At 69.6% G+C, this 22,756-nt stretch carries 19 protein-coding genes; 13 read left to right on the top strand and 6 right to left on the bottom strand.

Annotated features, from left to right (window positions below; translation table 11 throughout):
• Nucleotides 1–83: 83 nt before the first annotated feature.
• Entirely contained in the window at nt 84–2,660 is a 2,577-nt protein-coding gene (locus G7063_RS03015; RefSeq protein ID WP_166413034.1) for a CHAT domain-containing protein, read from the top strand.
• Between the two features lie 78 nt (nt 2,661–2,738).
• Here the strand turns inward: G7063_RS03015 and G7063_RS03020 are convergent, their stop codons facing one another.
• Nucleotides 2,739–4,268: a glycosyl hydrolase family 18 protein gene (locus G7063_RS03020; protein WP_166413037.1), complete on the bottom strand. Its 1,530-nt coding sequence runs from the start codon at nt 4,266–4,268 to the stop codon at nt 2,739–2,741.
• Nucleotides 4,269–4,645: 377 nt separating this feature from the next.
• Between G7063_RS03020 and rplJ the strand changes: the two genes are divergently transcribed.
• From rplJ to G7063_RS03040, 4 genes are all read left to right on the top strand, one after another.
• Nucleotides 4,646–5,170, top strand: a complete 525-nt coding sequence (gene rplJ, locus G7063_RS03025) for a 50S ribosomal protein L10 (RefSeq protein WP_166413038.1) — start codon at nt 4,646–4,648, stop codon at nt 5,168–5,170.
• Between the two features lie 75 nt (nt 5,171–5,245).
• Nucleotides 5,246–5,632 carry a 50S ribosomal protein L7/L12 gene (rplL, locus tag G7063_RS03030; protein WP_166413040.1) on the top strand — a complete coding sequence of 129 codons (387 nt, stop codon included), beginning with the start codon at nt 5,246–5,248 and terminating at the stop codon, nt 5,630–5,632.
• A gap of 409 nt (nt 5,633–6,041) precedes the next feature.
• On the top strand, nt 6,042–7,427 hold the full coding sequence (locus G7063_RS03035; RefSeq protein WP_166413042.1) for an OmpA family protein: 1,386 nt from the start codon (nt 6,042–6,044) through the stop codon (nt 7,425–7,427).
• Between the two features lie 196 nt (nt 7,428–7,623).
• Complete coding sequence (locus G7063_RS03040) at nt 7,624–8,583, top strand: hypothetical protein (RefSeq protein ID WP_166413044.1); 960 nt, start codon at nt 7,624–7,626, stop codon at nt 8,581–8,583.
• A gap of 70 nt (nt 8,584–8,653) precedes the next feature.
• Here G7063_RS03040 and G7063_RS03045 read toward each other — a convergent pair whose 3' ends face one another.
• The 5 genes from G7063_RS03045 to G7063_RS03065 form a co-directional block, all read right to left on the bottom strand.
• A complete protein-coding gene (locus G7063_RS03045; protein ID WP_166413046.1) occupies nt 8,654–9,679 on the bottom strand; it encodes a hypothetical protein in 1,026 nt (341 codons plus the stop codon).
• A 181-nt stretch (nt 9,680–9,860) separates the two neighbouring features.
• On the bottom strand, nt 9,861–10,730 hold the full coding sequence (locus tag G7063_RS03050) for a type II secretion system F family protein (RefSeq protein ID WP_166413048.1): 870 nt from the start codon (nt 10,728–10,730) through the stop codon (nt 9,861–9,863).
• Between the two features lie 7 nt (nt 10,731–10,737).
• Nucleotides 10,738–11,586, bottom strand: a complete 849-nt coding sequence (locus tag G7063_RS03055) for a type II secretion system F family protein (protein ID WP_166413049.1) — start codon at nt 11,584–11,586, stop codon at nt 10,738–10,740.
• Between the two features lie 18 nt (nt 11,587–11,604).
• On the bottom strand, nt 11,605–12,843 hold the full coding sequence (locus tag G7063_RS03060; RefSeq protein WP_166413051.1) for a CpaF family protein: 1,239 nt from the start codon (nt 12,841–12,843) through the stop codon (nt 11,605–11,607).
• Complete coding sequence (locus tag G7063_RS03065; RefSeq protein ID WP_166413053.1) at nt 12,840–13,928, bottom strand: hypothetical protein; 1,089 nt, start codon at nt 13,926–13,928, stop codon at nt 12,840–12,842. The genes G7063_RS03060 and G7063_RS03065 overlap by 4 nt, the downstream gene beginning before the upstream one ends.
• Before the next feature lie 334 nt (nt 13,929–14,262).
• Between G7063_RS03065 and G7063_RS03070 the strand changes: the two genes are divergently transcribed.
• From G7063_RS03070 to G7063_RS03105, 8 genes are all read left to right on the top strand, one after another.
• Nucleotides 14,263–14,982 (top strand): hypothetical protein, encoded by a 720-nt coding sequence (locus tag G7063_RS03070; RefSeq protein ID WP_166413056.1) that lies wholly within the window; start codon nt 14,263–14,265, stop codon nt 14,980–14,982.
• 77 nt (nt 14,983–15,059) lie between these two features.
• A complete protein-coding gene (locus G7063_RS03075; protein WP_166413057.1) occupies nt 15,060–15,278 on the top strand; it encodes a Flp1 family type IVb pilin in 219 nt (72 codons plus the stop codon).
• The gene (locus G7063_RS03080; RefSeq protein ID WP_166413059.1) at nt 15,278–16,039 is read left to right on the top strand and encodes a hypothetical protein; all 762 of its coding nucleotides are present in this window, start codon (nt 15,278–15,280) and stop codon (nt 16,037–16,039) included. Before G7063_RS03075 ends, G7063_RS03080 begins: the two co-directional genes overlap by 1 nt.
• Nucleotides 16,040–16,062: 23 nt before the next feature.
• Nucleotides 16,063–18,510 carry a DUF5702 domain-containing protein gene (locus tag G7063_RS03085; protein ID WP_166413062.1) on the top strand — a complete coding sequence of 816 codons (2,448 nt, stop codon included), beginning with the start codon at nt 16,063–16,065 and terminating at the stop codon, nt 18,508–18,510.
• Nucleotides 18,510–19,082, top strand: a complete 573-nt coding sequence (locus tag G7063_RS03090) for a hypothetical protein (protein ID WP_166413064.1) — start codon at nt 18,510–18,512, stop codon at nt 19,080–19,082. The genes G7063_RS03085 and G7063_RS03090 overlap by 1 nt, the downstream gene beginning before the upstream one ends.
• Complete coding sequence (locus G7063_RS03095; protein ID WP_166413066.1) at nt 19,079–19,765, top strand: A24 family peptidase; 687 nt, start codon at nt 19,079–19,081, stop codon at nt 19,763–19,765. The genes G7063_RS03090 and G7063_RS03095 overlap by 4 nt, the downstream gene beginning before the upstream one ends.
• On the top strand, nt 19,766–21,283 hold the full coding sequence (locus G7063_RS03100) for a WG repeat-containing protein (RefSeq protein ID WP_166413068.1): 1,518 nt from the start codon (nt 19,766–19,768) through the stop codon (nt 21,281–21,283).
• Entirely contained in the window at nt 21,280–22,746 is a 1,467-nt protein-coding gene (locus G7063_RS03105) for an FHA domain-containing protein (protein WP_166413070.1), read from the top strand. Before G7063_RS03100 ends, G7063_RS03105 begins: the two co-directional genes overlap by 4 nt.
• Nucleotides 22,747–22,756 lie beyond the last annotated feature (10 nt).

Genomic DNA, 22,756 nt, shown 5'->3' on the forward strand with positions numbered 1-22,756 from the left:
GGGCTCCTCCCGGCCGGTACCTGCGCAGACTAGGCTGGCCCTGGCCTGCGCGCGCGGGGCCGTCCCAACGTCGAGGAGGTCCGGTGCTGCCCAACGACGAGCGTGCCGCTGCCGCTGAGGGGCTGCACGCCCGTGCGAACGACTGCTCGGACCGGGGGCGCCCGGAGGAGGCCCGCGCTCTCCTGCGCGAGGCGCTCGAGCTGCTCGGCGAGCCGGAGGACCCGCGTGACGGCGGCGCCGCGGACGCGCCCGGCATCGCCGCTCGCATCCTCGTCTCGCTCGCGGCGCAGGGCGACGAGCTCGCGCCGGACGTGGCGCTGAGCGAGCGCCGCCTCGCGCGGGCGCTCGAGATCGCCGACGCGACGGGCGCGCACGACGTCGCGCTCACGGTCCACGGTCAGCGGGGGCTGCGCGCGTTGCGTGCGGGCGACGCCGAACGAGCCCTCGCCCACCTCGACGCGGGCGTCGCCCTGCTCGAGCACGCGTCGCCGCGTGACGCGGGCATCCTGCTCCTCAACCGCGGCACGCTCCACCTCGAGCGTGGCGACCTCGTCGCGGCGGTCGAGGACCTCGGCATGTGCGCGCGCGGCGCGCAGGCCGTGGGCGACGCGATGCTCGTCTTCAAGGCGCGCCACAACCTCGGGTACGCGGAGTTCCTTGCAGGGCGGCTGCCGGAGGCGCTCGACGCGATGGAGAACGCTGCCGAGCACCTGCTCCCGGTGCTCGGCGAGGACGTCTCGACGATGCCGATCGCACTGCTCGACCGGGCTCAGGTGCTCTTCGAGGTCGGTCTCCTCACGGAGGCGGACACCCTGCTCGAGCAGGCGGCCGAGAGCTTCGAGGCCCGCGGGCTCGCGCAGGACCTCGGCGAGGTCGAGGTCCTGCGGGCCCGGTGCGCGCGGCTCCTCGGGAGGCTCGAGGACGCGCGCAGGCTCGCGGGCGACGCCCGCGAGCGGTTCGGGGCGCGGGGCAGCGCGACGTGGGTCGAGCGTGCGCGGCTCGTCGAGCTGCGGGCTCGCCTCGACCTCGTGCAGGACGAGGGCGACGTGGGTGCCGCGGAGCTGCGCGAGGTGCGCGACGCAGCGCTCGCGCTCGCCGGACCGGCGCGGGGTCGGCGTCAGGCGCACGTCGCGGCGCTCGTCGTCGGGGCGGAGGCGCACGCTCGCCTGGGCGAGCACGCCCAGGCGAGGGCCCTCGTCGCCCGCGCGGTCCGGAGCCGCTGGGGCGGAGCGATCGACGTCCGGACGAGCGTCGCGGTGGTCCGGGCGCGGTGCGCGTTCGCCGAGGGCGACCTCACCGCGGGGGTGCGTGCGGTCGTCGCGGGGCAGGCTGCCCTCGCGGAGCACCGGGCACAGTTCGGCTCTGTCGAGGCGCTCGTCGCATCGGGCATCTTCGGGGAGCGGCTCGCGGACCTCGACGTCGCGGCTGCGGTCGGCACGGGTGACCCGGGCCGGGTGCTGGACGCGGCGGAGCGTGCGCGCACGCTGCTCGCAGGCCTCGCGTCGGTGCGACCCGCGGACGGTGCGCAGCACCTCGCGGTCGAGCTGCGGCGGGCGAGCGAGGACCTGCGGCTCGCGGAGCCGACGGCGGACCCGGCGCTCGTCACGCGGCTCCACGCCCGGACGGTCGAGCTCCGCGAGCGGTTGCGTGCCAAGGGCTGGCGGACGTCGGGTGCGGGGACGGCGCCCGAGGCGACGCGCGCGACCGAGGTCGTCCGGCGTCTGCGGGGCGGCGCCGGGACGCTCGCGGAGGTCGTCGCCGTCGACGGCAGGCTGTTCGCCACGGTCGTCGACGACGACGGGGCGCGGCTCGTCCTGCTCGGTGACGTCCGCCCCGTCGTCGAGGCCTCCCGCCGGCTGCGCGCCGACCTGCGCGTCCTGGCGCGCCCCGGGCTGCCCGTCGTCATGCGGTCGGTCGTCGAGGCGTCCGTGGCCAGGCAGGCAGGTGTCGTCGACGAGATGCTCGTCGTGCCGCTCGGCGTCTCCGGCCCGCTGCACGTTGTCGGTCCGGCGTGGTGCGTGACGCTGCCGTGGGCGACGCTGCCGTCGCGCCGGGGTGTCGCGACGAGCGCAGGGCCGCGGATCGACCTCGCAGAGGATCGGCCAGGCCCCGTCGCTGGCTCGGGCGTCGTCGTCGTCGCGGGTCCCGATCTCGTCGACGGCGAGCGAGAGGCCGCGGAGGTCGCGGAGCGCTGGCCCGGTGCACAGCTTCTCGTCGGCGCGGACGCGACCTGCGCGGCCGTGACGGACGCGCTGAGGTCGGCGGACGTCGTGCACCTTGCGGCGCACGGGACGCATGTCGCGGACAACCCGCTCTTCTCGAGCGTGCGTCTTGCCGACGGACCGTTGCTCGCCCACGAGATCGCGTCCGCGCCGGTGTCCGCGCGCACGGTCGTGCTTGCGGCGTGCGAGGTCGGGGCAGCCTCCGAGCGCGCGGGCGGGCTCCCGCTCGGGCTCGCGAGCGTCCTGCTGGGGCTCGGGGCCCGTCACGTCGTCGCATCCGTCGCGACCGTGGGCGACGGCGACGCTCGCGCGACGATGACGCGCCTGCACGCGGGACTCGTCGTCCCTGGCGCGGGGGTGCCCGCGGCGCTCGCGCACGCGACGGAGCCGGCGCCGTGCTCGCCGTTCGTCGCGCTGACGACGTCCGTGGTGGGCTGAGCCCGGTCGGACGGAGCCGGGGAACGCCCGAGGGGCCCCGCCGGACGGCGGGACCCCTCGGGGATCACGGGTGGTGCGTCAGGCGCAGGGCTGGCCTGCGGTCCAGGGACCCCACTGCGTGGCGCCCGGCTTGTCGCCCTGGGTCCACCACCGTGCGGTCCACACGGTGCCGTCGACGGAGACCTTCGCTCCGCCGACGTAGACGGACGACGCGTTCCACGGCGCGGGGCACGCGTCCGACGGCGGGGTCGTGGGAGGGGTCGTCGTGGGCGGGTCGGTGGGGAAGGGGGTCGAGTCGCACGGGCCGATGGCGCGCCACGGCCCGTTGGCCGACGATCCCGGCTGCTCGCCCAAGGTCCACCATCGGGCCTCGTAGATCGTCTGACCGACGGTGACGCGTGCGCCGCCGGTGTAGATCTTCGTCGCGTTCCACGCGTCATGGGCGCCGCAGCCGCTCGGCGGCTCGGTCGTGGGCGGCGTGGTCGGCGGCTCCGTCGTGGGAGGAGTCGTCGGCGGCTCCGTGGTCGTCGGCGGGTCGGTCGGCTCCGTGGTCGGTGGGGTCGTCGGTGCCCCGCCGGTGTTGAGGCGGGGGCCGAAGGTCTTGGCGAGCGCGTAGTTCGTCGTCGCGTCCCAGTTGACCGACCAGGTCATGACGCCGCCGATGGGGCCGTACTTCTTGGTGGGCACGAAGCTGCCGCAGCTGGTGCCCTTCTCGAGGCAGTCGACGGCTGCGACGACGTTGGCCAGTGGCTGGTAGCCGCCGCCGGCCGCCTTCTGGACGGCGGGGACGCCGATGCCGACCTGGTCGGGGCGCAGGCCCATCTCGAGCAGGATGCAGGACAGGGAGGTGAGGAAGTCGACGGATCCCTGGGAGTAGACCTGCTGGTTGCAGCCCATCATGGCGCCGGAGTTGTAGTACTGGACGTTGACGATGGTGAGGATGTCGGCGATGTTCTTGGTGAGCTTGTAGTAGCCCATCGAGGTGGCCTGGTAGTCGATGGTCTGGGGTGCCATGCCGATGATGAGGCTGGGGCCGGCCAGGGTGCGCAGCTCGCGCATGGCGCGGGTGAGGTTGTCAGCGTCGATGCCGTGCTCGAGGTCGATGTCGATGCCGTCGAAGCCGTACTCCTGCATGAGGGCGTAGGTCGAGGTGGCGAGGTTGGTGGCAGCGGTGGGGGAGTTGACGACGACGTTCCCCTTCTCGCCTCCGATGGAGAGGATGACCTTGCGTCCCTGGGCGCGGACGGCGGCGACGTCGGCCTTGAACTGGGCGACGGTGTAGCCGCCGAGCTCGGCGGAGGCGAGGTTGAAGGTGATGGCGCCGGGCTTGGTGGTGTCGGCGTCGGCGAAGGCGATGGTGATGAGGTTGTACTCGGTGGGGATCTGGTTGACCCGGATGGTCGTGGATCCGTTGTCGAAGTTGTGCCAGTAGCCGGTCAACCACTGATGGGGTGCGGTGGCGGTGGCGGCTGCGGCGACGGGTGCCGGGGCGGCGGGGCCGGCCGCGGTGGCCGTGCTCGCGCCGACGGCGCCGGCAGTGATGCCGGCGAGCCCGAGGGCGAGCGTCGCGCCGAGCGCGGCGAGCCGACGCTGGGTCGTGGTGCGCATGGGGGTCCACTTCGTCGTGGGGTTGGGGACGTTCGTGACGCTAGGACGTCGTGCAGGCCCTCACCACCGGTGCAGGTGAGGGAGAACACGTCACTTCGTCACCTCTGGTGAGGGAAGTCCCTACAGCCCGCCGAGGTGTGACGTGCGCCCCTCGACTTGCTCCGGCGGGCCTCGCCCCTGTAGGTTTTTTCCGTTACCCAAGACCGCAGGTCGTCCGTCGTGCTCCCGCATGGTGGACCGAAGCTCCGCTGAGGCGGGGGCCGGCGCAGGAACGAAGATCACGACGGTTCGCCGTCGTCGAGCCTCGCGCCTGCGCGGGGCTCTTTCTCTTTCCCGGGGCGGGACCGACGGCGGTCACCACCATCGGAAGGATTGCCATGGCGAAGCCGGACAAGGCAGCCGCTGTCGCAGAGCTCACGGACCTGTTCCGCGACTCGAGCGCAGCCATGCTGACCGAGTACCGCGGGCTCACCGTCGCGCAGCTCAAGACGCTGCGTCGGTCGCTCGGCGGCAACGCAAGCTACGCCGTGGTGAAGAACACGCTGACCGCCATCGCGGCCAAGGAGGCCGGTGTCGAGTTCGACACCGAGGCCCTCGTCGGCCCGTCGGCTATCGCCTTCGTGACCGGTGACCCGGTCGAGGCGGCCAAGGGTCTGCGTGACTTCGCCAAGGCGAATCCTCAGCTCATCATCAAGGGTGGTGTCCTCGACGGACGCGCCCTGACGGCTGAGGACATCACGAAGCTCGCGGACCTCGAGTCCCGCGAGGTTCTCCTGGCCAAGGCTGCAGGCGCCATGAAGGCGAAGCTGTACCAGGCCGCGTACCTGTTCACGGCTCCTGCGTCGCAGGCCGTGCGCACCATCGACGCTCTGCGCGAGAAGCAGGCCTCGACCGCGGCCTGACCCCTCCAGGGTCAGATCGCGGCATCACCACCCCACCCCCTGCTTCACGCAGAACTACCGAAAGGAATGCCGATCATGGCGAAGCTCACCACCGAGCAGCTCATCGAGGCCTTCAAGGAGCTCACGCTCATCGAGCTCTCCGAGTTCGTCAAGGCCTTCGAGGACGTCTTCGAGGTCACCGCTGCTGCCCCGGCCGCCGTCGCCGTTGCCGCCGCTCCCGCCGCTGCCGCTGAGGCCGCTGAGGAGAAGGACGAGTTCGAGGTCATCCTCGAGGCCGCTGGCGACAAGAAGATCCAGGTCATCAAGGAGATCCGCGCGCTCACGTCGCTCGGTCTCAAGGAGGCCAAGGACCTCGTCGACGGTGCCCCGAAGTCGGTCTTCGAGGGTGCTGTCAACAAGGAGCAGGCCGAGAAGGCCAAGGCTGCCCTCGAGGGCGCCGGCGCCACGGTCACCCTCAAGTGATCCGTGCCCCTCGGGGCACACGCTGAACGCGGCTGAGGCCCGCACCACCACGGTGGTGCGGGCCTCAGCCTTTTTGTTGCCGGTCTCACCCGTTGCCGACGTCCGTCTCTCGACGAGCGGTGCCGCCATCTCGGTGCTAATTTCCCTTCCGGAGCGCTGACAGGGAAAACGGGCCAAGGGGGATTATTCAGTGATGCGCGGACGTGGGTCGTTCAGGGTGTGTGGAGTGCTCGTGGTGGCGGCTGCGCTGGCTGGCTGCACGCCGTCGGGGCCCGATGAGGGCGCGCCGGCAACCGCAACGACGGTCTCGACGCCGACGGCGTCCGCGTCAACGCCGAGTGGTGAGACGACCCTGACGGAGCCTGCCGCACCGACGCGACCCGCGGGCGCGGTGTCCGCCGAGGCGCCGATGCCGCTCGACTGGAGCGCGAACCTCGGGGCTGACCTCACCGCGTGGGTCTACCCCGTCCAGCGCTCGACCGCCGAGGGACTGTCCCTGCTCACGGTGGTGATCGAGCGGCCTGCGGACGGCGGACCGTCGAGCGCCGGCTTCATGCAGAACCTCAGCTTCGGTGCCAACATCAAGCCGACGGGCTTCGTCCTCGTCGACATTGCGGCGGGGACTGCGGCGACGCCCCTGCGCATGGGCGAGAGCTGGGCGGCCTCGTCGGACACGACGGAGATCGCCGCTGGTAGCTCGCTCACCGCGACGGTGGCCTTCCCTGCGGTGAGCGCCGGGGCAGCGACGGTGCAGGTGATGTTGCCCGGCTTCGATCTCGTCGAGGTGCCGGTCGTGGAGCAGGACTCCTCGACCTGGCCCGAGGACGCCAGGCAGTGGGCGGGTTCTCCCGCGAAGACTGGTGCGTTCGCGCCGGTGGAGTCCTCGGCGCTGAGCCTCGTGACGCAGTCGACCGTCGAGGTCGCAGGCGACCAGGTGGTCGTCGATCTGCCGGCGGACGTGCTGTTCGCGTTCAACAGGTCGGCGCTGTCGACGAAGGCGCAGAAGGTTGTGGACAAGGCGGGCCGCAAGATAGCGGAGGCTGCCGCTGAGTCAGGAGAGATCACGGTCGTGGGCCACACGGACGACCAGGGCACGGCCTCGGACAACGCCAAGCTGTCGAAGGCGCGGGCGGAGGCCGTGGCTGATCGTCTGCGTCCGATCCTGGGCTCGGGCTTCACGGTGAAGACCGAGGGCAAGGGTTCTACGGAGCCGACGGCGAAGGGCACGAGCGAAGAGGCTCGTGCGGCCAACCGTCGGGTGGAGATCGAGTTCACGGGACGCTCGGCGAACAAGCTGGTCGTGGTCGATGACGTGCCGACCGAGCTGCCGGCGACCACGGGGGTCGTGGTGTCCGGCATGGAGGTGGCGCACGTCCCGGCGAGCATCCTCAACCCCGAGCTGGACGCGCGCATGGTGTCGCTGCGCCGTTCGGGCACCAAGCTCGTCGGCGTGCTCGAGATCGCGACTCCCAACGTGCGGGCGGAGTCCGCCGCCTTGTTCGGTGACACGACGCTGCAGCGGCGTGGCTTCGAGAACCGGCAGTTCGACAACCTGTCGATCGCGAACGTCAACCTGCTCTCCGCGACCTTGAGGACCTTCTCGTCGAGCTTCAGGCCGGGCGGTGACCAGGCGGCGTCGCCCAGGCTCGTCGGGTCCGATGCCGCCCCGATCCTCCCGGTCCCGGGCGGGCCGCGCCGTTACGTGCTCGTGTGGCCGGACGCGGATCCGTCGGCGACGACGGTGACGGTCGACGCCCCGGACGCGTACCGCTTCCTCGACGTGCCGATCGGCTGAGAGCTGGGTCCCGACGTCGGCGACCACCCGGGTCCGTGGTCGCAGACGGTATGGTCCGAGTGGCCCGTGCGACTTCCCCCAGCCGAGGAGCCCAATGTCCCTGCCAGCCGTCCAGACGTCCTGCGCCGCCTGCGGGTCCCAGCTCGCCTACCTGCCCGGATCAAGGGCGCTGCGCTGCGTCTCGTGCGGCGAGACCGTGGAGTTCGGACCTGACCCGAAGACCAAGCTGCCGCGCCACGACGTCGCGAGCTGGCGCGAAGGGCTCGTCGGCGCGGGCACGTCGGCCGTCCTGCGCTGTGAGGCGTGCGGCGGCGAGACGGCATCGCGCGGGCTCTCGGACGCGTGCGTATACTGCGGCTCGCACCTGGCGGCAGCGCCGGGGTCGGCGTTCGAGATCGAGCCTGACGGCGTCGTGCCGTTCGCGGTCGACCGCGCGGGCGCCGCCCAGGCGCTGCTCGACTGGTCGCAGATGAGCCGTCTCCTCGCCCAGCGCGGCTTCACCCCCGACCAGGTGGCCGAGTCCTTCGTCGCGGCGTACTACCCGGTGTGGGTGCTCGACGCCAGGTCGTCGTCCGCGTACACGGGCCGACGCGGCGACGAGCGCCGGGTCGGGTCCCGGGAGTCACGACGGACCGTCGTCGACTGGACGGACGTCGACGGCACCGTGCGGGTCAAGCACTCGGCACGTGTGCCGGCCGGGGAGATCGACGACGAGCTGGCGCGGAGCGTGCGCTCGGGTTCGCGGGACGGTGTCGTCCCGTTCCGTCGGGAGTTCCTCGCCGGTTTCACGACCTCGCCGGTGACGGTGTCGCCCGAGTCCGCGTTCGCGAGCGAGGCCGACTCGTTCGCTGACGACGTGACCTCTGAGATCGAGGACGCGATCGGCGGCGACCGGAACGAGATCCTGTCGACCGGGACGACGTATGAGCGTGCGCGCTTCCGCCTCGTGCTCGTGCCGGTGTGGGTGCTGACGTTCATGTACGAGGGCAAGCCGTGGCGCATCCACGTCGACGGGGTCGACGGCGTCGCGCTCGGCGACTACCCGGTCGACAAGAAGAAGCAGCGGCTCGTCGTCGGCCTCCTCGCCGCCGGCGTCGTCGCTGCTCCGTTCGTCGTCGGGTGGCTCCTCAACGCTGTGGGGAGACTCTTCGGCTGACGCGTTGCGGTGCACGCGCCGTGCGAGTTCCCGCGGTGCGTCCTCGGGAGGTCGTCGATGCTCGGCCGGGTCAGAAGAACTTGATCCACGCCCACATCGCGGCGGCCACGACGGCGCCGGTGAGGACGAGCTGCGCGAAGCAGCTCGTGAAAGCCTTGGCGACCTTGACCTTGTCGAGCGGGAACCGGCCGTCGACCGCTCCCGTGCGGCCGTCGACCGCGACGTTCCACGTCTCGCCCTCGTGGACGAACGTCAGCATCCAGACGGGGGTGAGGACGAGCGCGAGGCGTACGTCGGTCCAGCTTGTGCGCTGGGTGGTGATGTCGGCCGCATCACCCCCGATGGCGTGCTTGATGTCCTGCGCGATGGCGCGTGCCGCGACGCGCGTCGTGGCGTCCACGGCGACCTGCGGCTCGACGTCGTACCGGCGGACGGCATGGCCGGTGACGAGCTCCGGCCGGTACGGGACGGCCGAGGAGAGATCGCTTCCCGCGACGAGCCTGCGAACCTCGTCGCTGAGGCTTGCGGCGCTGGCCGGTGCGCCGGCGACGTCGCGTACCACCGTTCCAGCGGCATCGACCCACGACCACGAGAGGATCTCCTCGCGCTGGTCGTCGCCCTTGTACCCGACGACCTTCGCGGTTCCACGCTTCCCGTCGTACCAGGTGGTCGCGCGTGCAGTGACGGTCCACCAGGGGACGTAGACGGACGTGAGGCTCTCGGCGGAGTTGACGCCAGCCACGCTGTCGGGGGTCACCTGCTTCGCGTGGAGCCATGCGAGGAATGCGCTGTGCGCGTCGGCGCGGCTGAGAGCGAAGGGGACGACGCCGGTCGGGGCCAGGACGCCCTCGGGGGCGGAGACTGGCACGAGGGGCGACGCGCAGAAGGCGCACCGCCCGGCGACCTCGGTGGTCACGGTCGTCGCCTGGCAGCCCTGGCACTGCAGGATCGTCGCGCCGAGCTCGGCGGCCGTACGTCCGGCCGCTCCGCGTGCCCATTCGGCGTACGCGTGGTGGACGACCGGAGCGGTGGGCGCAGCGGCTGGTTCGAGCCTCGTGCCGCAGGCTGGGCAGGCGAGCGTCGACCCGCCGGGCACGTTCCGGAGCGGAGCGGCACAGCTCGGGCAGGTGGTGGGCAAGGCGTCGTGTCCCTTGGCGTCGGGCGTCGTGCCCGTCATCGTGGCAGAGACGGTCGCGCCATGCGTGTGATGTCGGAAGCTGGCCGATCTGCCCGCCGCCTGGAGGGCGCCGGACAGATCGGGTATCGGACCGTGGCTGTCAGACGCCCATCGTGAGGAACATCGGGACGACGAGCATGATGAGGATGCCCATGAACATGAGGATCATGGGGAACAGGAGCTTGCTCCCTGCCTTGTTGCCCTCACGCTGGACGGCCTGCTTCTTGAGGTGCCAGCTCTCGGTGCTCTGCGCGGTGAGGAGCGCGGGCAGGTCGGAGCCGCCGCGCTGCACAGACTGGACGAGCGTCGACGTGAACCGCTTGATCTCGGGGAGCATGCTCCGTGCGCCGAAGGACTGGATGGCCTCGGTGTCGGGGGTGCCGTTCTGCATCTCGCGCACGGCGAGCTGCATCTCCTCGTAGAGGACGGAGTCGCCGCCGAGGCTCGTCTGGGTCCAGGCCTCGCGGAGGATCATGCCGGCGTTCGTCAGCAGCGCGAGTGACGAGACCATCTCGCAGAAGTCGCGGTACATCGCCTCGCCGCGTCGACGGACCCGCGTCTTGACCTGGTCGCCGTAGTAGTAGACGGCGAGGCCGGTGAGGATGAGCATGAGGACGAGGAAGCCGAGCGAGCTCGTGAGCCCGTAGAGGCCGAACGAGAGGACGAGGAGCGTGACGCCGAAGGTCACCTGCTGCGAACGGACGGCGCGCATGTAGAACTCGGCGTACTGCCGGGTGAAGAGGACGTCCATGAGCTGGCGGAGCTGGATGTCGTTCCGGGAGCGGAACGAGTACCCGACGCGGTCGAGCAGCTCGTAGCCGATGGGGTAGAGCTCCCGCAGGGGGAACTCCTTCTCGCTGATGCCCTCGAACAGCGGGGCGTGCTTCCGGCTGACGATGAACAGGTAGATCCAGCCGACGAGGAGAAGCGTGCCGACGGACATGAGGACGATCTGGGTGGTGGTGAACATCAGTGCCTCACATCTCGATCGACATGATCTTGCGGGACAGGGCATAGGCGCCGACGAAGAGCGCTACGGCGACGATCGTGCATGCGACGCCCGCGGGCGTGGCGAGCGCCTCGGCGAAGGATCCGCCGCTCGACTTGAGGATCGCGACCATGACGATCGGCAGGCCGACCATGATGAGCGACTCGTTCTTGCTCGCGACAAAGCTGGTCTCGATCTCCTCGGACATCGCCATCTTCTCCGAGAGGACGAGATGCGTGTTGCGGACGGCCTCCTTCATGTCTGCGCCCTTGAGGTAGGCCGTCTGGAAGACCTTTGCGAACGACTCGATGTCGGCGCTGCCTGAGCGTTCGCCGAGGTCCACGATCATCTCCTCGATGCGGACGTTGTTGTGGAAGCCCGCGACGACGGTGTTGAGCTCCTGGACGATCACTGCGTCCTCGGCGTACTGCTGCGCAAGGTCGGTCCGCGCGTCGTCGAACGCGCGGACGATCGTCGAGCCGGCGGACAACGACGTCGAGAGGCTCTCGAGCATGTCGCGGAACTGCCGTTCGAGCGACTTGAGCTTTGCGGCGCGGATCTGCTCGGCGCGCAGCTTGAGGAAGTACCAGGCGGCGGCGATACCGGTTCCGCCGACGACGATCGTGTCGACGATGCTGGTGGCCATCGTCCGCATGCCGTCGGCGTCACGCCCGAGGCCGCCGAAGAAGAGGTAGCCGACCGCCCCGCCGACGGCGAACGCCAGAAGCGCGTAGCTGAGCTTCTCGCCGGCGGTGAGGTGGTAGACGCGGTAGTTGTAGACCTTCGTCTTGATCGGTGAGGAGAGCCACTGCGGCTCGGTCGTCGTGCTGCGTGCCATGCGATGCGTCTCTTCTCGTCAGAACTCGTCCTGGTACCCGGCCAGGCGCAGCTTGTCGGTGTTGACCATGGGGTTGTCGGTCCGGACGAGGGTGCCGGAGACGTGGGTGAACGTCGATGCCTCGTCCTCGCGGAACTCGTAGAGCGTGTTGAGCTGGATCTGGCCGTCGCGGTATCCGGTGATCTCGGCGATCTCCATGGTGCGGCGCGAGTGGTCGCGCAGGCGGGAGAGGTGGACGACGACGTCGAGCGCGGACGCGATCTGCTGGCGGATCGCCTCGAGGGGCAGGGTGGCGGATGCCTGGAGGACCATCGTCTCGAGGCGGCTGAGCATGTCTCGTGTGGAGTTGGCGTGGCCGGTCGAGAGCGACCCGTCGTGGCCCGTGTTCATGGCCTGGAGCATGTCGAGCGCCTCGGCGCCGCGGACCTCGCCGACGACGATGCGCTCGGGGCGCATACGCAGGGAGGAGCGGATGAGCTGGCGCATGGAGATCTCGCCGGCCCCGGCGACGTTGGCGTTGCGGGTCTCGAGGCGGACGAGGTTGTCGACGTTGTCGATCTGGAGCTCGGCGGAGTCCTCGATCGTGATGACGCGCTCGTCGCTGCCGATGAAGTTGCTCAGGGCGTTGAGGAAGGTGGTCTTGCCCGAGCCGGTGCCGCCGCTGATGAAGACGTTGTAGCGGCTGCGGACGAGCGTCGAGAGGAAGTCCGACGCTTCCTGGGTGAGGGACCCGTAGCTGATGAGCCGTCGGATCGTCATGGGGTCGCGGGAGAACTTGCGGATCGTCACGGTGGGGCCGTCGAGCGCGACGGGCGGGAGGACGACGTTGACGCGCGACCCGTCCTGGAGGCGGGTGTCGACGATCGGGTTCGCCTGGTTGACCTCGCGCCCGGCGGTGCCGACGATGCGCTGGATGATGTCCTCGAGGCGGCGGGAGCTCTCGAAGCTTCCGGGGACCTGCTGCACCTGGCCGTTGCGCTCGACGAAGATCGCGTCGGGTCCGTTGACCATGACCTCGGTGACGGACTCGTCCGAGAGCAGGGAGTCGAGGAGGCCGAGGCCGCGGATCGAGCCGTAGACCTGCTGGACGATCTTCACGCGCTCGGACACTGAGACGTACTCGCCGACGACGTGGTGCTCGAGCGCCTCGCGGATGTGGAGCTCGAGGGCGTCGTCGTCGAGCCGGGTGAGCTCTGCGTTCGAGACGATGTAGGTGCGGAGCGCCTCGGTGACCTCGGCCGTGCGTTCGGGCGTCACGCGACGGCCGCCTTGACGAGGCGCTCGAGGTGGCCGGACGCGTAGATGGCGTTGACGATCTGGTCGTCGGCGGCGCTCTCGAAGCGGTTGATGCCGCCGAGCTCGGTGACGGCGAGGTTCTCGATGCGGGAGGAGCCGGTCGTGCCGTAGCGGTTGTAGAGCAGCCCGGTGTGGGAGAGCAGGGAGAGCTCGTGCTGGCCTGCCGCGACCTCGAGGGCGCTGAGCGCGCGGACGATCTTGTCGTTGGACGACTGTCGGCCGTCGCTCACGAGGACGACGCGGCTCGCGGCGTCGTAGAGCCGCAGCGTGCGCAGGTCGAGACCGAAGGGCACGTCGAGGACGACGGCGTCGAACGCGCCGGACGCGAGGTGGTCGGTGAGCAGGGAGATGTCGTCGTCGGCGAGCTCGAGGACGTCGGTCGCGACCGGGGACGAGGCGAAGAAGTACGTCCCGAAAGCGTCCTGGTAGGCGTGCTGCTCGAGCTGGAGGCCGAGGTTGCCGCGTCGACGCTTGACGGCGTAGACGACGTCGCTGAACGTCCCGTGGGTCGCGTCGACGAGACCGAAGCGTGCGGACACGTCCTCGCACGGGTCGAGGGAGAGGTAGAGCGTGCGCTGCGGGTTTGTCTGCATGGCGAGCGACCGTGCGAGCGCGATCGCCGCGGAGGTCGTGCCGACGCCGCCTGCGGGCGACGTGAGGACGACGAGCTGGCTCGTCGCCCCGGGCCGGCCGGTGCGCATCTGCATGGTGGACGACGCGGCGTCGTAGAGCTCGACGACGGCACGGTAGAACGCGTCGACCGGGGCGTACTTGGGGACTGCGCGGACGCCGCGGACCGACTCGACGTCGGGTGCGTCGACGAGGTGCGCGAGCTCGACCCGAGGGGGCAGCGCGGCCGTGTCGACCTCGATGGACTCGTGGACGATGAGCACGTGGGTGCGGGTCTCGGCGAGCGATGAGAGCGCCTTGGGGAGCGACGTGAACGCGAGAAGCTCGACCCGCCCGGCATAGGTGTCGGCGACCCTCTCCTGGAGACGGGTGAGGTAGGTCGTGTCGGTATCGACCACGGCGAGCTGGATCCGCATGATTCCTCGGGAGACCTGGGGGACGTGACGCGTGAATGCTAGGTAGCGCGAGGTCCTGTGTCGACCGCTGGCAGGATTATGACTTCCGGCGCGCGAGTTTCACCCGCTACCAGTTGCGGGGTACTAAGGCCCTGGTTAGCCTCGCTCCAGTCGCATACAGAGTCTGGAGCGTGGGTTCGTGAATCGTTGGAAGCTCGCCGCATCGGCGGTCGCCGTGGCAGGTCTGCTCGCTGCGTGCTCGGGAGGTGCGGAAACGCCCACGCCGACGACCGGCGGGGGCGGTAGCACCACGGCCACGGGCTCGAGCGCCACTCCGGCTCCCGGCGGCGACGACGTGGCCTGGTGCACGGCCGGCACCGCAGAGGCGAGCGAGATCCAGATCACGTTCGGTGACGCTGCCGCTGCGCAGGACGAGTGGGCTGCCGACCTTGGTCGATCGTGGCGCCACTACGTGCCGGTGAAGCTCACGAACGCGACGGACAAGACCTGCTGGTACTCGGTGGATGTCGAGCTCTCGGTCGACGGCGGTCCCAAGGCCGCGACAGAGCGCGTGAGCGCCCCGCTGGCGCCGGGCCAGTCGTTCATCGCGCAGGCCTTCGACCTCGACGAGCACGTGAAGTTCAGCGCCGACGCGAAGGACGCCACGACGACCCAGAAGTTCGAGACGAAGGTCGCGCAGATCAAGCGCGGCCCGGCGTTCGACTACTACGACATGACGTTCAAGGTCGGTGAGCGCACCGGCTCGGGCGCCGCGACCCTCATGAGCGCCGACCTCGACATCAAGGCGATCACCGAGGGTATGCCCGAGCGACTGTGGTCGGCGGACATCGACTATGTCTACCTCCTCGGCCTCGACGCGAACGGCGACATCATCACGAAGGCAGGCAACTCGGTCGACGAGCCGAAGGTCCCGGGGAAGACGACGGTGCAGTTCGCCATCGGCGGCGGCGAGTCCAACGGCTACAACCGCAACCTCATGCCGCTCAGCACCTATGACACGGTCGTCGACTGGGCGATCCAGATCCAGCCCGCCTACACGGACCTCGACCGCTAGGTCGCGCGCCGTCCTCGGACGGGGCAACAGGAGCGGCGCCTTTAGGGGGCGGCGCACGAACAGAAGGAACCAGGAACATGACCACCACGCTCATCAGGACCGAGCTCGCCGTCCGCTCCGCGGCCAACCGCCTCGTCCGCGCTCTGCGTGACGAGAAGGGCGAGGTCAACATCGTCGCGACGGTTCTCCTCATCGTCCTCGCGGTCGCTCTCATCGTGATGTTCCAGACCCAGATCAAGGGCTGGCTCACGGGGATGTTCGGCAAGATCAACGACGGCATCACCTCCGTCGGCTGATGAGCTTCGACGCGCGTCGGACGCTCCGGGCGGCTCTGAGCGGTCATGCGCCGCGCACGGCTCTCCGGGGTGTCCGGCGCGTGGGTCGACGTGGCGCTGAACGGGCGCGTGACGAGAACGGTCTCGTTCTCGTCGAGGCGTCCTTCATCTATCCGGTCGTCTTCGCGGTGCTAGCGCTCCTGCTCTACGCGGGCGACATGTTCTACCAACGGTCGTGGATCGAGGCCGCCGTCCTGCGGTACTCGATCGAGGGCGCGGCCGAGGTCGGCAACTCCGCGATCGAGAACATCTCGGTCGACAACGAGGCAGGAACGGGTGTCCTCAACCTCGGTTCGCTCGAGAACGATCCGTACCGGTTCATCGCCAACGGCGGGACGGACTCGAACGCGGGGGCAAAGGCTTCCGCGAACGAGGCGTCGCTCCGCGGCGAGGTGGCGGGAGGTCGCGCCAGCTTCTTCGGGCTCGCGCCCGACCTCCGGTCGGTCGACGTCGACTACACCTCGAGCATCGTCTACGGCGAGTACACGGTCACGGCCGACTACGGCTTCCAGCTCCCGGTCGCGTCGTTCCTCGTCCCCGAGGGAAAGATGGGCGTCGACTTCTCGGCGCAGTCCGTGAGCACCGTGACCTCGATGGGCGAGTTTGTCCGCAACGTGGACTTCGTCGACGACATCTACGCTGGCGCTGCGGAAGAGCGCGCCATCATCAAGGACCTGGCTGAGGCCGTCACCGATTTTGTCACCTTCGTCACCGGAGGCTGACGACCGAAGGGAGAGGCGCTGACATGCGCTTCCGCACGAAGTCCGGAGAGCACGGCTCCGTCACGGTCGTCCTCACGATGCTCCTCGTCCCGATGGTGGTCGTCGCCGGGGTGTTCGTCGACGGTGGTCGCGGTCACCTCACCCGATCGGTCGTGAGGTCCGCCGAGCAGCTGGCGCTCAACGACACGCTCGCACAGCACGACGCGCAGCTCAACAAGATGCTCGGCCTGCTCGCAGTCATCGAGAGCGAGGGGCTCAGCGCGGATGCCGATGCGATCGTCAGGGCCTCGCTCGACGGCGGCGGCGAGGGCGGTGACATCCTCCAGGTCGGCGTCTCCGGCGCGACGACCGTGACCCCTGTCGCCAACGCGAACCTCGCCCAGCCCAAGGTCCTTGCGAACCAGATGGTCGAGTTCATGAAGTACCGCGCCCCGATCAACTTCATGGGTGAGCTCGTGGACTCCCTCGAGTGGCTCAAGACGCTCAAGACGAACATGGAGATGGTGCGTGCGCGCATCAAGTACCTCTCCAAGGTGACGAAGGTCATCGAGGAGGCGACCGACCTGCTCAAGCAGGTCGACGCGACGCTCAAGCAGATCGACACCCTGCTCGTCGACATCGACGCCATGGTCAGTCTGCTCACGGGGGACCCCGACATCGTCGAGATCTACCGGAGCGCCTTCGAGCTGATCCTCAAGGAGCAGGCAGGTGAAGAGGTGACGGCTGACCAGAAGAAGACCGTCTCGCAGAACCTCAACCGGGTCGTGACGACCTACACCAACCTCAAGAGCGGGTTGCAGCAGTTCGTCGTCCTCGCGCGGGACATCGACCCGAGCGACCTCGTCGAGGCGATCGAGGACCTCAAGGGGTCCGCGACGACGGACCTCGAGGACAAGATCGGGGCGCACGAGGCGGTCGCCGCCGGCGGCGCCGACAACGAGGACGTCGCCGGTGCCCGCGCAGACATCGAGACCGCCGAGAAGCTCATCGACGCTCTCGAGGAGGCGATCGCCGGGTTCTCGGACCAGGTGATGGACGACCTCGAGAAGCGCGTGTCGGACTTCATCACGAACTTCACGGACGCGCTCACCCCCAAGATGCCGGACTTCGCGAGCATCACGAGCTACGACAAGCTCAAGAGCTTCGGGAAGGACTACCTCGACAGCTACCTCGAGGGTGTTGACGACGCCTCGTCGCCCGAGGCGATCCAGGCGGTCATCGACGGTATCGAGGAGGACCTCGACGCGGCTGTCACGGCTCTCCGGACCGAGATCGAGCAAGAGGTCGAGAACTTCGTGCGCGACCAGGTGCGCAAGGCGTTCGACGACGCGAAGGATGTGCTCGGCGGGCTGCTCAAGGAGGAGGTCGGCGAGGGCGGGCTCTCGGCTCTCAAGAAGTTCTTCAGCGTCCTCACGAAGAAGTGGGAGGAGTACACGGCACTCTTCGAGGACCTCGCGAACCAGACCGCCTCCCCCGAGCTTGCGCCGGGTGGAGAAGGAGCCTTCTCGGAGTCTGACGCGGGCAAGGACCTCGGCACCGTGTCGGACAAGGACTCGCTGAGCTCGGCGAGCGACGACGCCATCGGCGGGATCATCGAGTTCCTCAAGAAGATCACCCAGGTCCTCGAGAACGTCCGTGACGCGGCGCTCATCAGCGAGTACGTGGTCGGCCAGTTCACCTACTCGACGGTCGAGCACGAGAACGACTCGCTCGACCGTCTCACGAAGGAGCCGCTGTGCGAGGGTGACAGCTGCGCGACGGAGGCTGAGTACGTCCTCACCGGCATGAACAGCGCCGTCGGCGCGTACGGGCTCGTCTTCATCGTCCGGCTGGCGGTCAACCTCATCACGGCCTTCCGGGACCCGGTCGTCACCGCGATCCGCACAGCGATCGGTGCCATCCCGCTCATCGGAACCGCTCTGGCGTTCGTCGTGCCGGTGCTCGCCGCAGTCCTGCAGTCGGTGGACGACCTCACGAAGCTGCACGCGGGTGCGAAGCTGCCGCTGTACGCACCACGGCTGACGATGCTCGAGCCGGGGAGCGATCTCGGCGGGCTAGTCGAGGATGTGCTACCGGACAGCCCGCACAACGGCGCTGGCGGCGGCGGGGACAACGACGGGCCGAAGGGGCCTGGCAGCGGCGGCGGCGCGGGGACGGGAGGCGGCGGCAAGGGCGACGGCACGAAGGGACCCGAGCTCTCGTACAAGAACTACCTTGAGATCTTCCTCATCGTCACGACGTTCATCGACCAGGAGGGGGTCGTCAAGCGTACGGGCAACCTCGTCCAGTTCAACATGGGCTACGCAGGCAACAAGGACTTCCAGCTCAACAAGGCGATCACCGCGTTCACGGTCTCGACCGAGTACACGATGACCCCGCTCGTGAGCACCTTCTTCAGCTACGACGCCGGCGGCAAGCTCTTCGACGGTGCGGCCGGCAGAAAGCAGCTCACGACGGTAGGTGGCTTCTGATGGTGAGGCGGACGCCCGCGAACCGGCTGGGACGTGGCGAGGAGGGGTACCTCATCGTCGAGGCGGCGGTCGCGCTGCCGCTCTATGTCGCGTTCATGCTCATCGTCCTGTCGATCTCGTCGTGGGCGATCGCGCAGGCGCAGGTGACGGTCGCCCTCAACCAGACGGCCATGGAGATCTCGCAGTACCGCTACGTGCGGACGACGGTGATCGGGAGCGACGTCTCGGCGGTCAAGGGGGCGCTCGACGACTTCTCGCGAGGCCTCGGCGGCTCCGGTGACGCTTTCAACGCGGCCGGCTCGGAGAACCCGCTCGTCCAGGCGTTCAACTCCGACGCCCGTGCCGGCGCCCGCGCTCTGCTCACGAAGCACCTCTCCGGCTCCGACGCGAGCCTTGCGGCGATGGGCGTCGTCGGGGGAGCGGGCGGCGTCGACCTCACGGCGGACACCTCGGTCGACGACGACCGCGTCGTCCTCGATGCCGAGTACACGTTGCGCGTCCTCTTCTTCTGGGACATCAAGGTGGACATGAAGGCGCACGCCGAGACCGGGGTCTGGGGCAGCAACGGATGAGTGACGGTCTCATGGTCGCGGCCCTCGCCGTGGCCGCACTGGTGATGTCGTGCGCATGGCTCGTCTACGTCGCTGCGCGTCGGGGTGGGGTGGCCGGTCGGTCCGACGTGCTCGGCGTGCTCGTTCGCCCGCGTGGTGACTGGTGGATCCTCCCGGTGTCGCTCCTCGTCGTCGGCGGCACTGCGGTCGCCTGGCAGGCGGCCGGCCTCGCCCCCACGTACCAGGTGCGCATGGCGGTCATGCTCGTGGCGCTCGCGCCGCTCGCTCTCGTCGACCACCGCGAGCACGTCGTGCCGAATCGCGCGCTCGGCGCGCTGCTCGGGGTGCGGGCGGTCATCTACGTCTGGGAAGCGATCGTGCTTCCCGACGTCTTCGTCGACATGCTGCGAGCGGAACTCATCACCGCAGGCATCGTCGTCCTCTTCTTCGTCATGGTGCGGATGCTCAACAAGGGCGGCATCGGCATGGGCGACGTCAAGCTGTTCGCCGTCATGACACTCTTCCTCGGGACCCAGCTCGCGCTCGCGTCGATCTTCGCCTCGCTCCTCGTGTCATTCTTCGTCGCGCTCGTCGCGATGGCGACGAAGCGCAAGACCCGCAAGGATACGTTCGCCATGGTCCCGTCCATCGCGCTCGGGACGGCGCTCGCCGTCGTCCTCGTCTCTATCAGGGGAGCTCTCTGAGTGAAGTCCTATCGTGTGCTCGTCCTCATGGTCCTCTGCGTCTCCATCGCGGCGGGCTGGTTCTCGCTCGCCCGGAGCAACGCGACGCTGACGGGCGAGTACGACTCCCGTCTCGCTGCCGGCCGCGCCGCCGCGGAGATCGGTGCGACCCGCGAGGTGCAGGAGCAGATGCGCGCCGCGCTCGCGATCCGGCCGAGCTTCGAGGTCGCGAACGAGCTTGCGGTGTACCTGCGCGACAACGCCCCGCAGGACATGTACGTCGACGAGCTCGAGAAGCTCGTCGCGGGATACCCGAACCGTCCCGAGGGCTACGAGATGCTCGTGGCCGCGCACACCAAGGCCGAGGAGTGGCCCGAGGCATATGCGGTGCTCGAGGCTGCGGCGGCGCGCGAGGTCGTGTCGACGGCACTGACGACTGAACGAACAGGTCTTGCGTATCGCTACCGGCTCGCTCCCACGCCGTACCCCGAGATCACGCCGTACACCCGGTACGACGTCGCGACGATCCTCGACGGCTCGGAGTGGGCGTACGTGAATGCGAAGGGGACGACGCTCGACGGGCGGTTCGACGTCGTGAGCCCGTACTGGAACGGTGAGCGCGCCGTCGTCGTCGAGGGGCTGCCCCGATTTGTCGACGACAAGGGCCAGACGACGTACGTGGCGACGCGTGCGGGGTACGCGGGCTACGGCATCTACGCCGACGGGCTCTTCGACGCGACGCTCAAGGACGGGACGGCGACTTTCCTGACCGACGCGTTCCGTCCAGCGTTCGGCGACACGGTGTACGAGGAGGTCACGACGTTCGTCGGTGGCCTCGCCGGCGCCAAGCAGGGTGGGGCTTGGTCGGTGCTCGACCGCGGCGGCAAGGTCGTCGGATCGGGCTACGCGGCAGTGGCTGTCGACGAGTCGCGGATCCTCGTCGGTCAGGACCGCTACTTCGCCAAGGTCGGCGAGTCGTTCCAGATGTTCGACATGGCGGGCTCGCGCGTCGGGGACGGTGCGTACGAGGACGCGCGACCCTTCGACGCGTCGGGGCCGGCGGCCGTCAAGGTCGGGGGCGACTGGGGCTTCGTCGGCACGGACGGCTCGATGGTCGTCGCCCCGGCGTTCGAGGACGCTCGCTCGTTCGCGAACGGTCTGGCCGCGGTGCGCACCGGTGGGCTGTGGGGCTATGTGGACTCTGCGGGGAAGCTCGTCATCCCGGCGACGTTCCGCGACGCGACGCGGTTCAGCTCGGAGGGCACGGCGCTCGTGCTCACGGACGCCGCGAGCACGCCCGCGATGCTCCTCGACCTCGATTCTCCGACGGCCTCCCCGAGCCCTGACGGCGCGGCGACCCCCGCGCCGACGGCGACGGGCACCGCCGCTGCCGACGCGACGAGCGACCCGGCAGGGACGCCGGCCGATCCCGGCGCGACCTCGGACCCTTCTCTTCCCACCACCCCCGCCCCGGGCGAGGCCCCTCGTGTCGAGGAAACTCCTGGGTGGCGGCTGCTCGAGCTTGTGAGGTTCAAGTGACGACGTTCGACTACACGGAGGCGGGCGGCGGCGGTCGACTCGAGACGGTGCTCGCACCGGAGGCCTCCATCGACGGCACGACGTGGGGGATGCTCTCGCACAACGTCATCCCTGGCATCGCGCGCGTCTCGCGCTCGCAGCTCGACGACAGGGTCTCGCTCGCGTTCGGTGTCGTGGGCACCCCGCTCGCACGGACGATGGACCAGCAGCTCCGCAAGGAGGAGGTCCTGTGGATGCTCGATGCCATGGTCGAGGCGGTCCTCGCGGTCGAACGCCACATGATCCCGGTCGAGTCGGTCGTGTACGACCCTGACCACGTCTACGTCGACGCCGCCTCGCGCACCGTGACAATGATCTGCGTCCCTGTCGACGGGGTCGACCACGGTGACCCGGTGACCTTCTTCAAGAAGGTGATCTTCAACCTCCGGTACGACCAGCGCGACGACACGACGTACGTGAGCGACCTCATCAACGTCCTCGGCGGGTCCGAGGCGCACGACCTCTCGCGTCTTGCGCGTCTGCTGCGCGCGAACAGGCTGACGAACGACGCGGCCCACCGCCAGCACGCCGCTGCGGCGGAGCCGGCTCCGGTCGCCGGTGTCCACGTGCCCCCGGGTGCCGTCGCGCCGGTCGCGTCCCCGGTGGCGCCGGACCGTCCCGTCGGGCTCCCCCAGCCGGGTGTCTTCCAGGTGCCGGGCGGCGCGACGGCGACGCCACAGCCTCGTGCGGCTGCGGCCAAGGTGCAGCCGGCTGACGACGAGGAGCAGATCTCGCTCTTCTACCTCCTGCAGCACTACACCAAGGAGAACAAGGACCGCTACGACCGTCAGCGCAAGGCGCGGGCGGACGCGAAGGAGCTCGAGCAGGTCGCGCAGCCTGTGGCGCCCACGATGCCCCCGCCCGGATATGCGGACCACGGGTCTCCCGAGGTGCCGGCGCAGCTCGTCGGACACGATCCCGTCCACGGTTATGCGCACGGCGTTGCTCCGGGTGCGGTTGCGCAGCAGGGTGCCGTCCACGGCGGCTACGAGCAGCCGGGAGCGGCTCCTGCCACGCACCAGCCGTACCCGTACGGGGCGGCCGCGGTCACGCACGTCAGCGCCGGCCCGCCCGCGGACCCGCGTCACGCGGGACCGCCCGGGCAGCCCTTGCCTCCGTCGCCGTACGTGCTCTTCGGGCTGCGTGACGAGGCGACGGGCGTGACGACGTGGCTCGAGAAGCCCATCACGGTCGTCGGGCGCCGTCGGGCACGGGTCGACGTCGCGATCTCGGACGACCTCGTGAGCAAGCAGCATGCGATCCTTCAGGTCGACGCGGGTGTGTGCTCGATCATCGACAACGCCTCGACGAACGGTGTCGAGGTCGACGGCCAGAAGATCGCTCCGCTCGAGCCCGTGGTCGTACGTCAGGGAACGCACGTGAAGATCGGTGAGGCACGGTTCACGGTCGTCGAGCACCGCTGAACGGCGGTGC

The organism is Sanguibacter sp. HDW7 (assembly GCF_011300875.1).
Classification (GTDB): Bacteria; Actinomycetota; Actinomycetes; order Actinomycetales; family Cellulomonadaceae; genus Flavimobilis.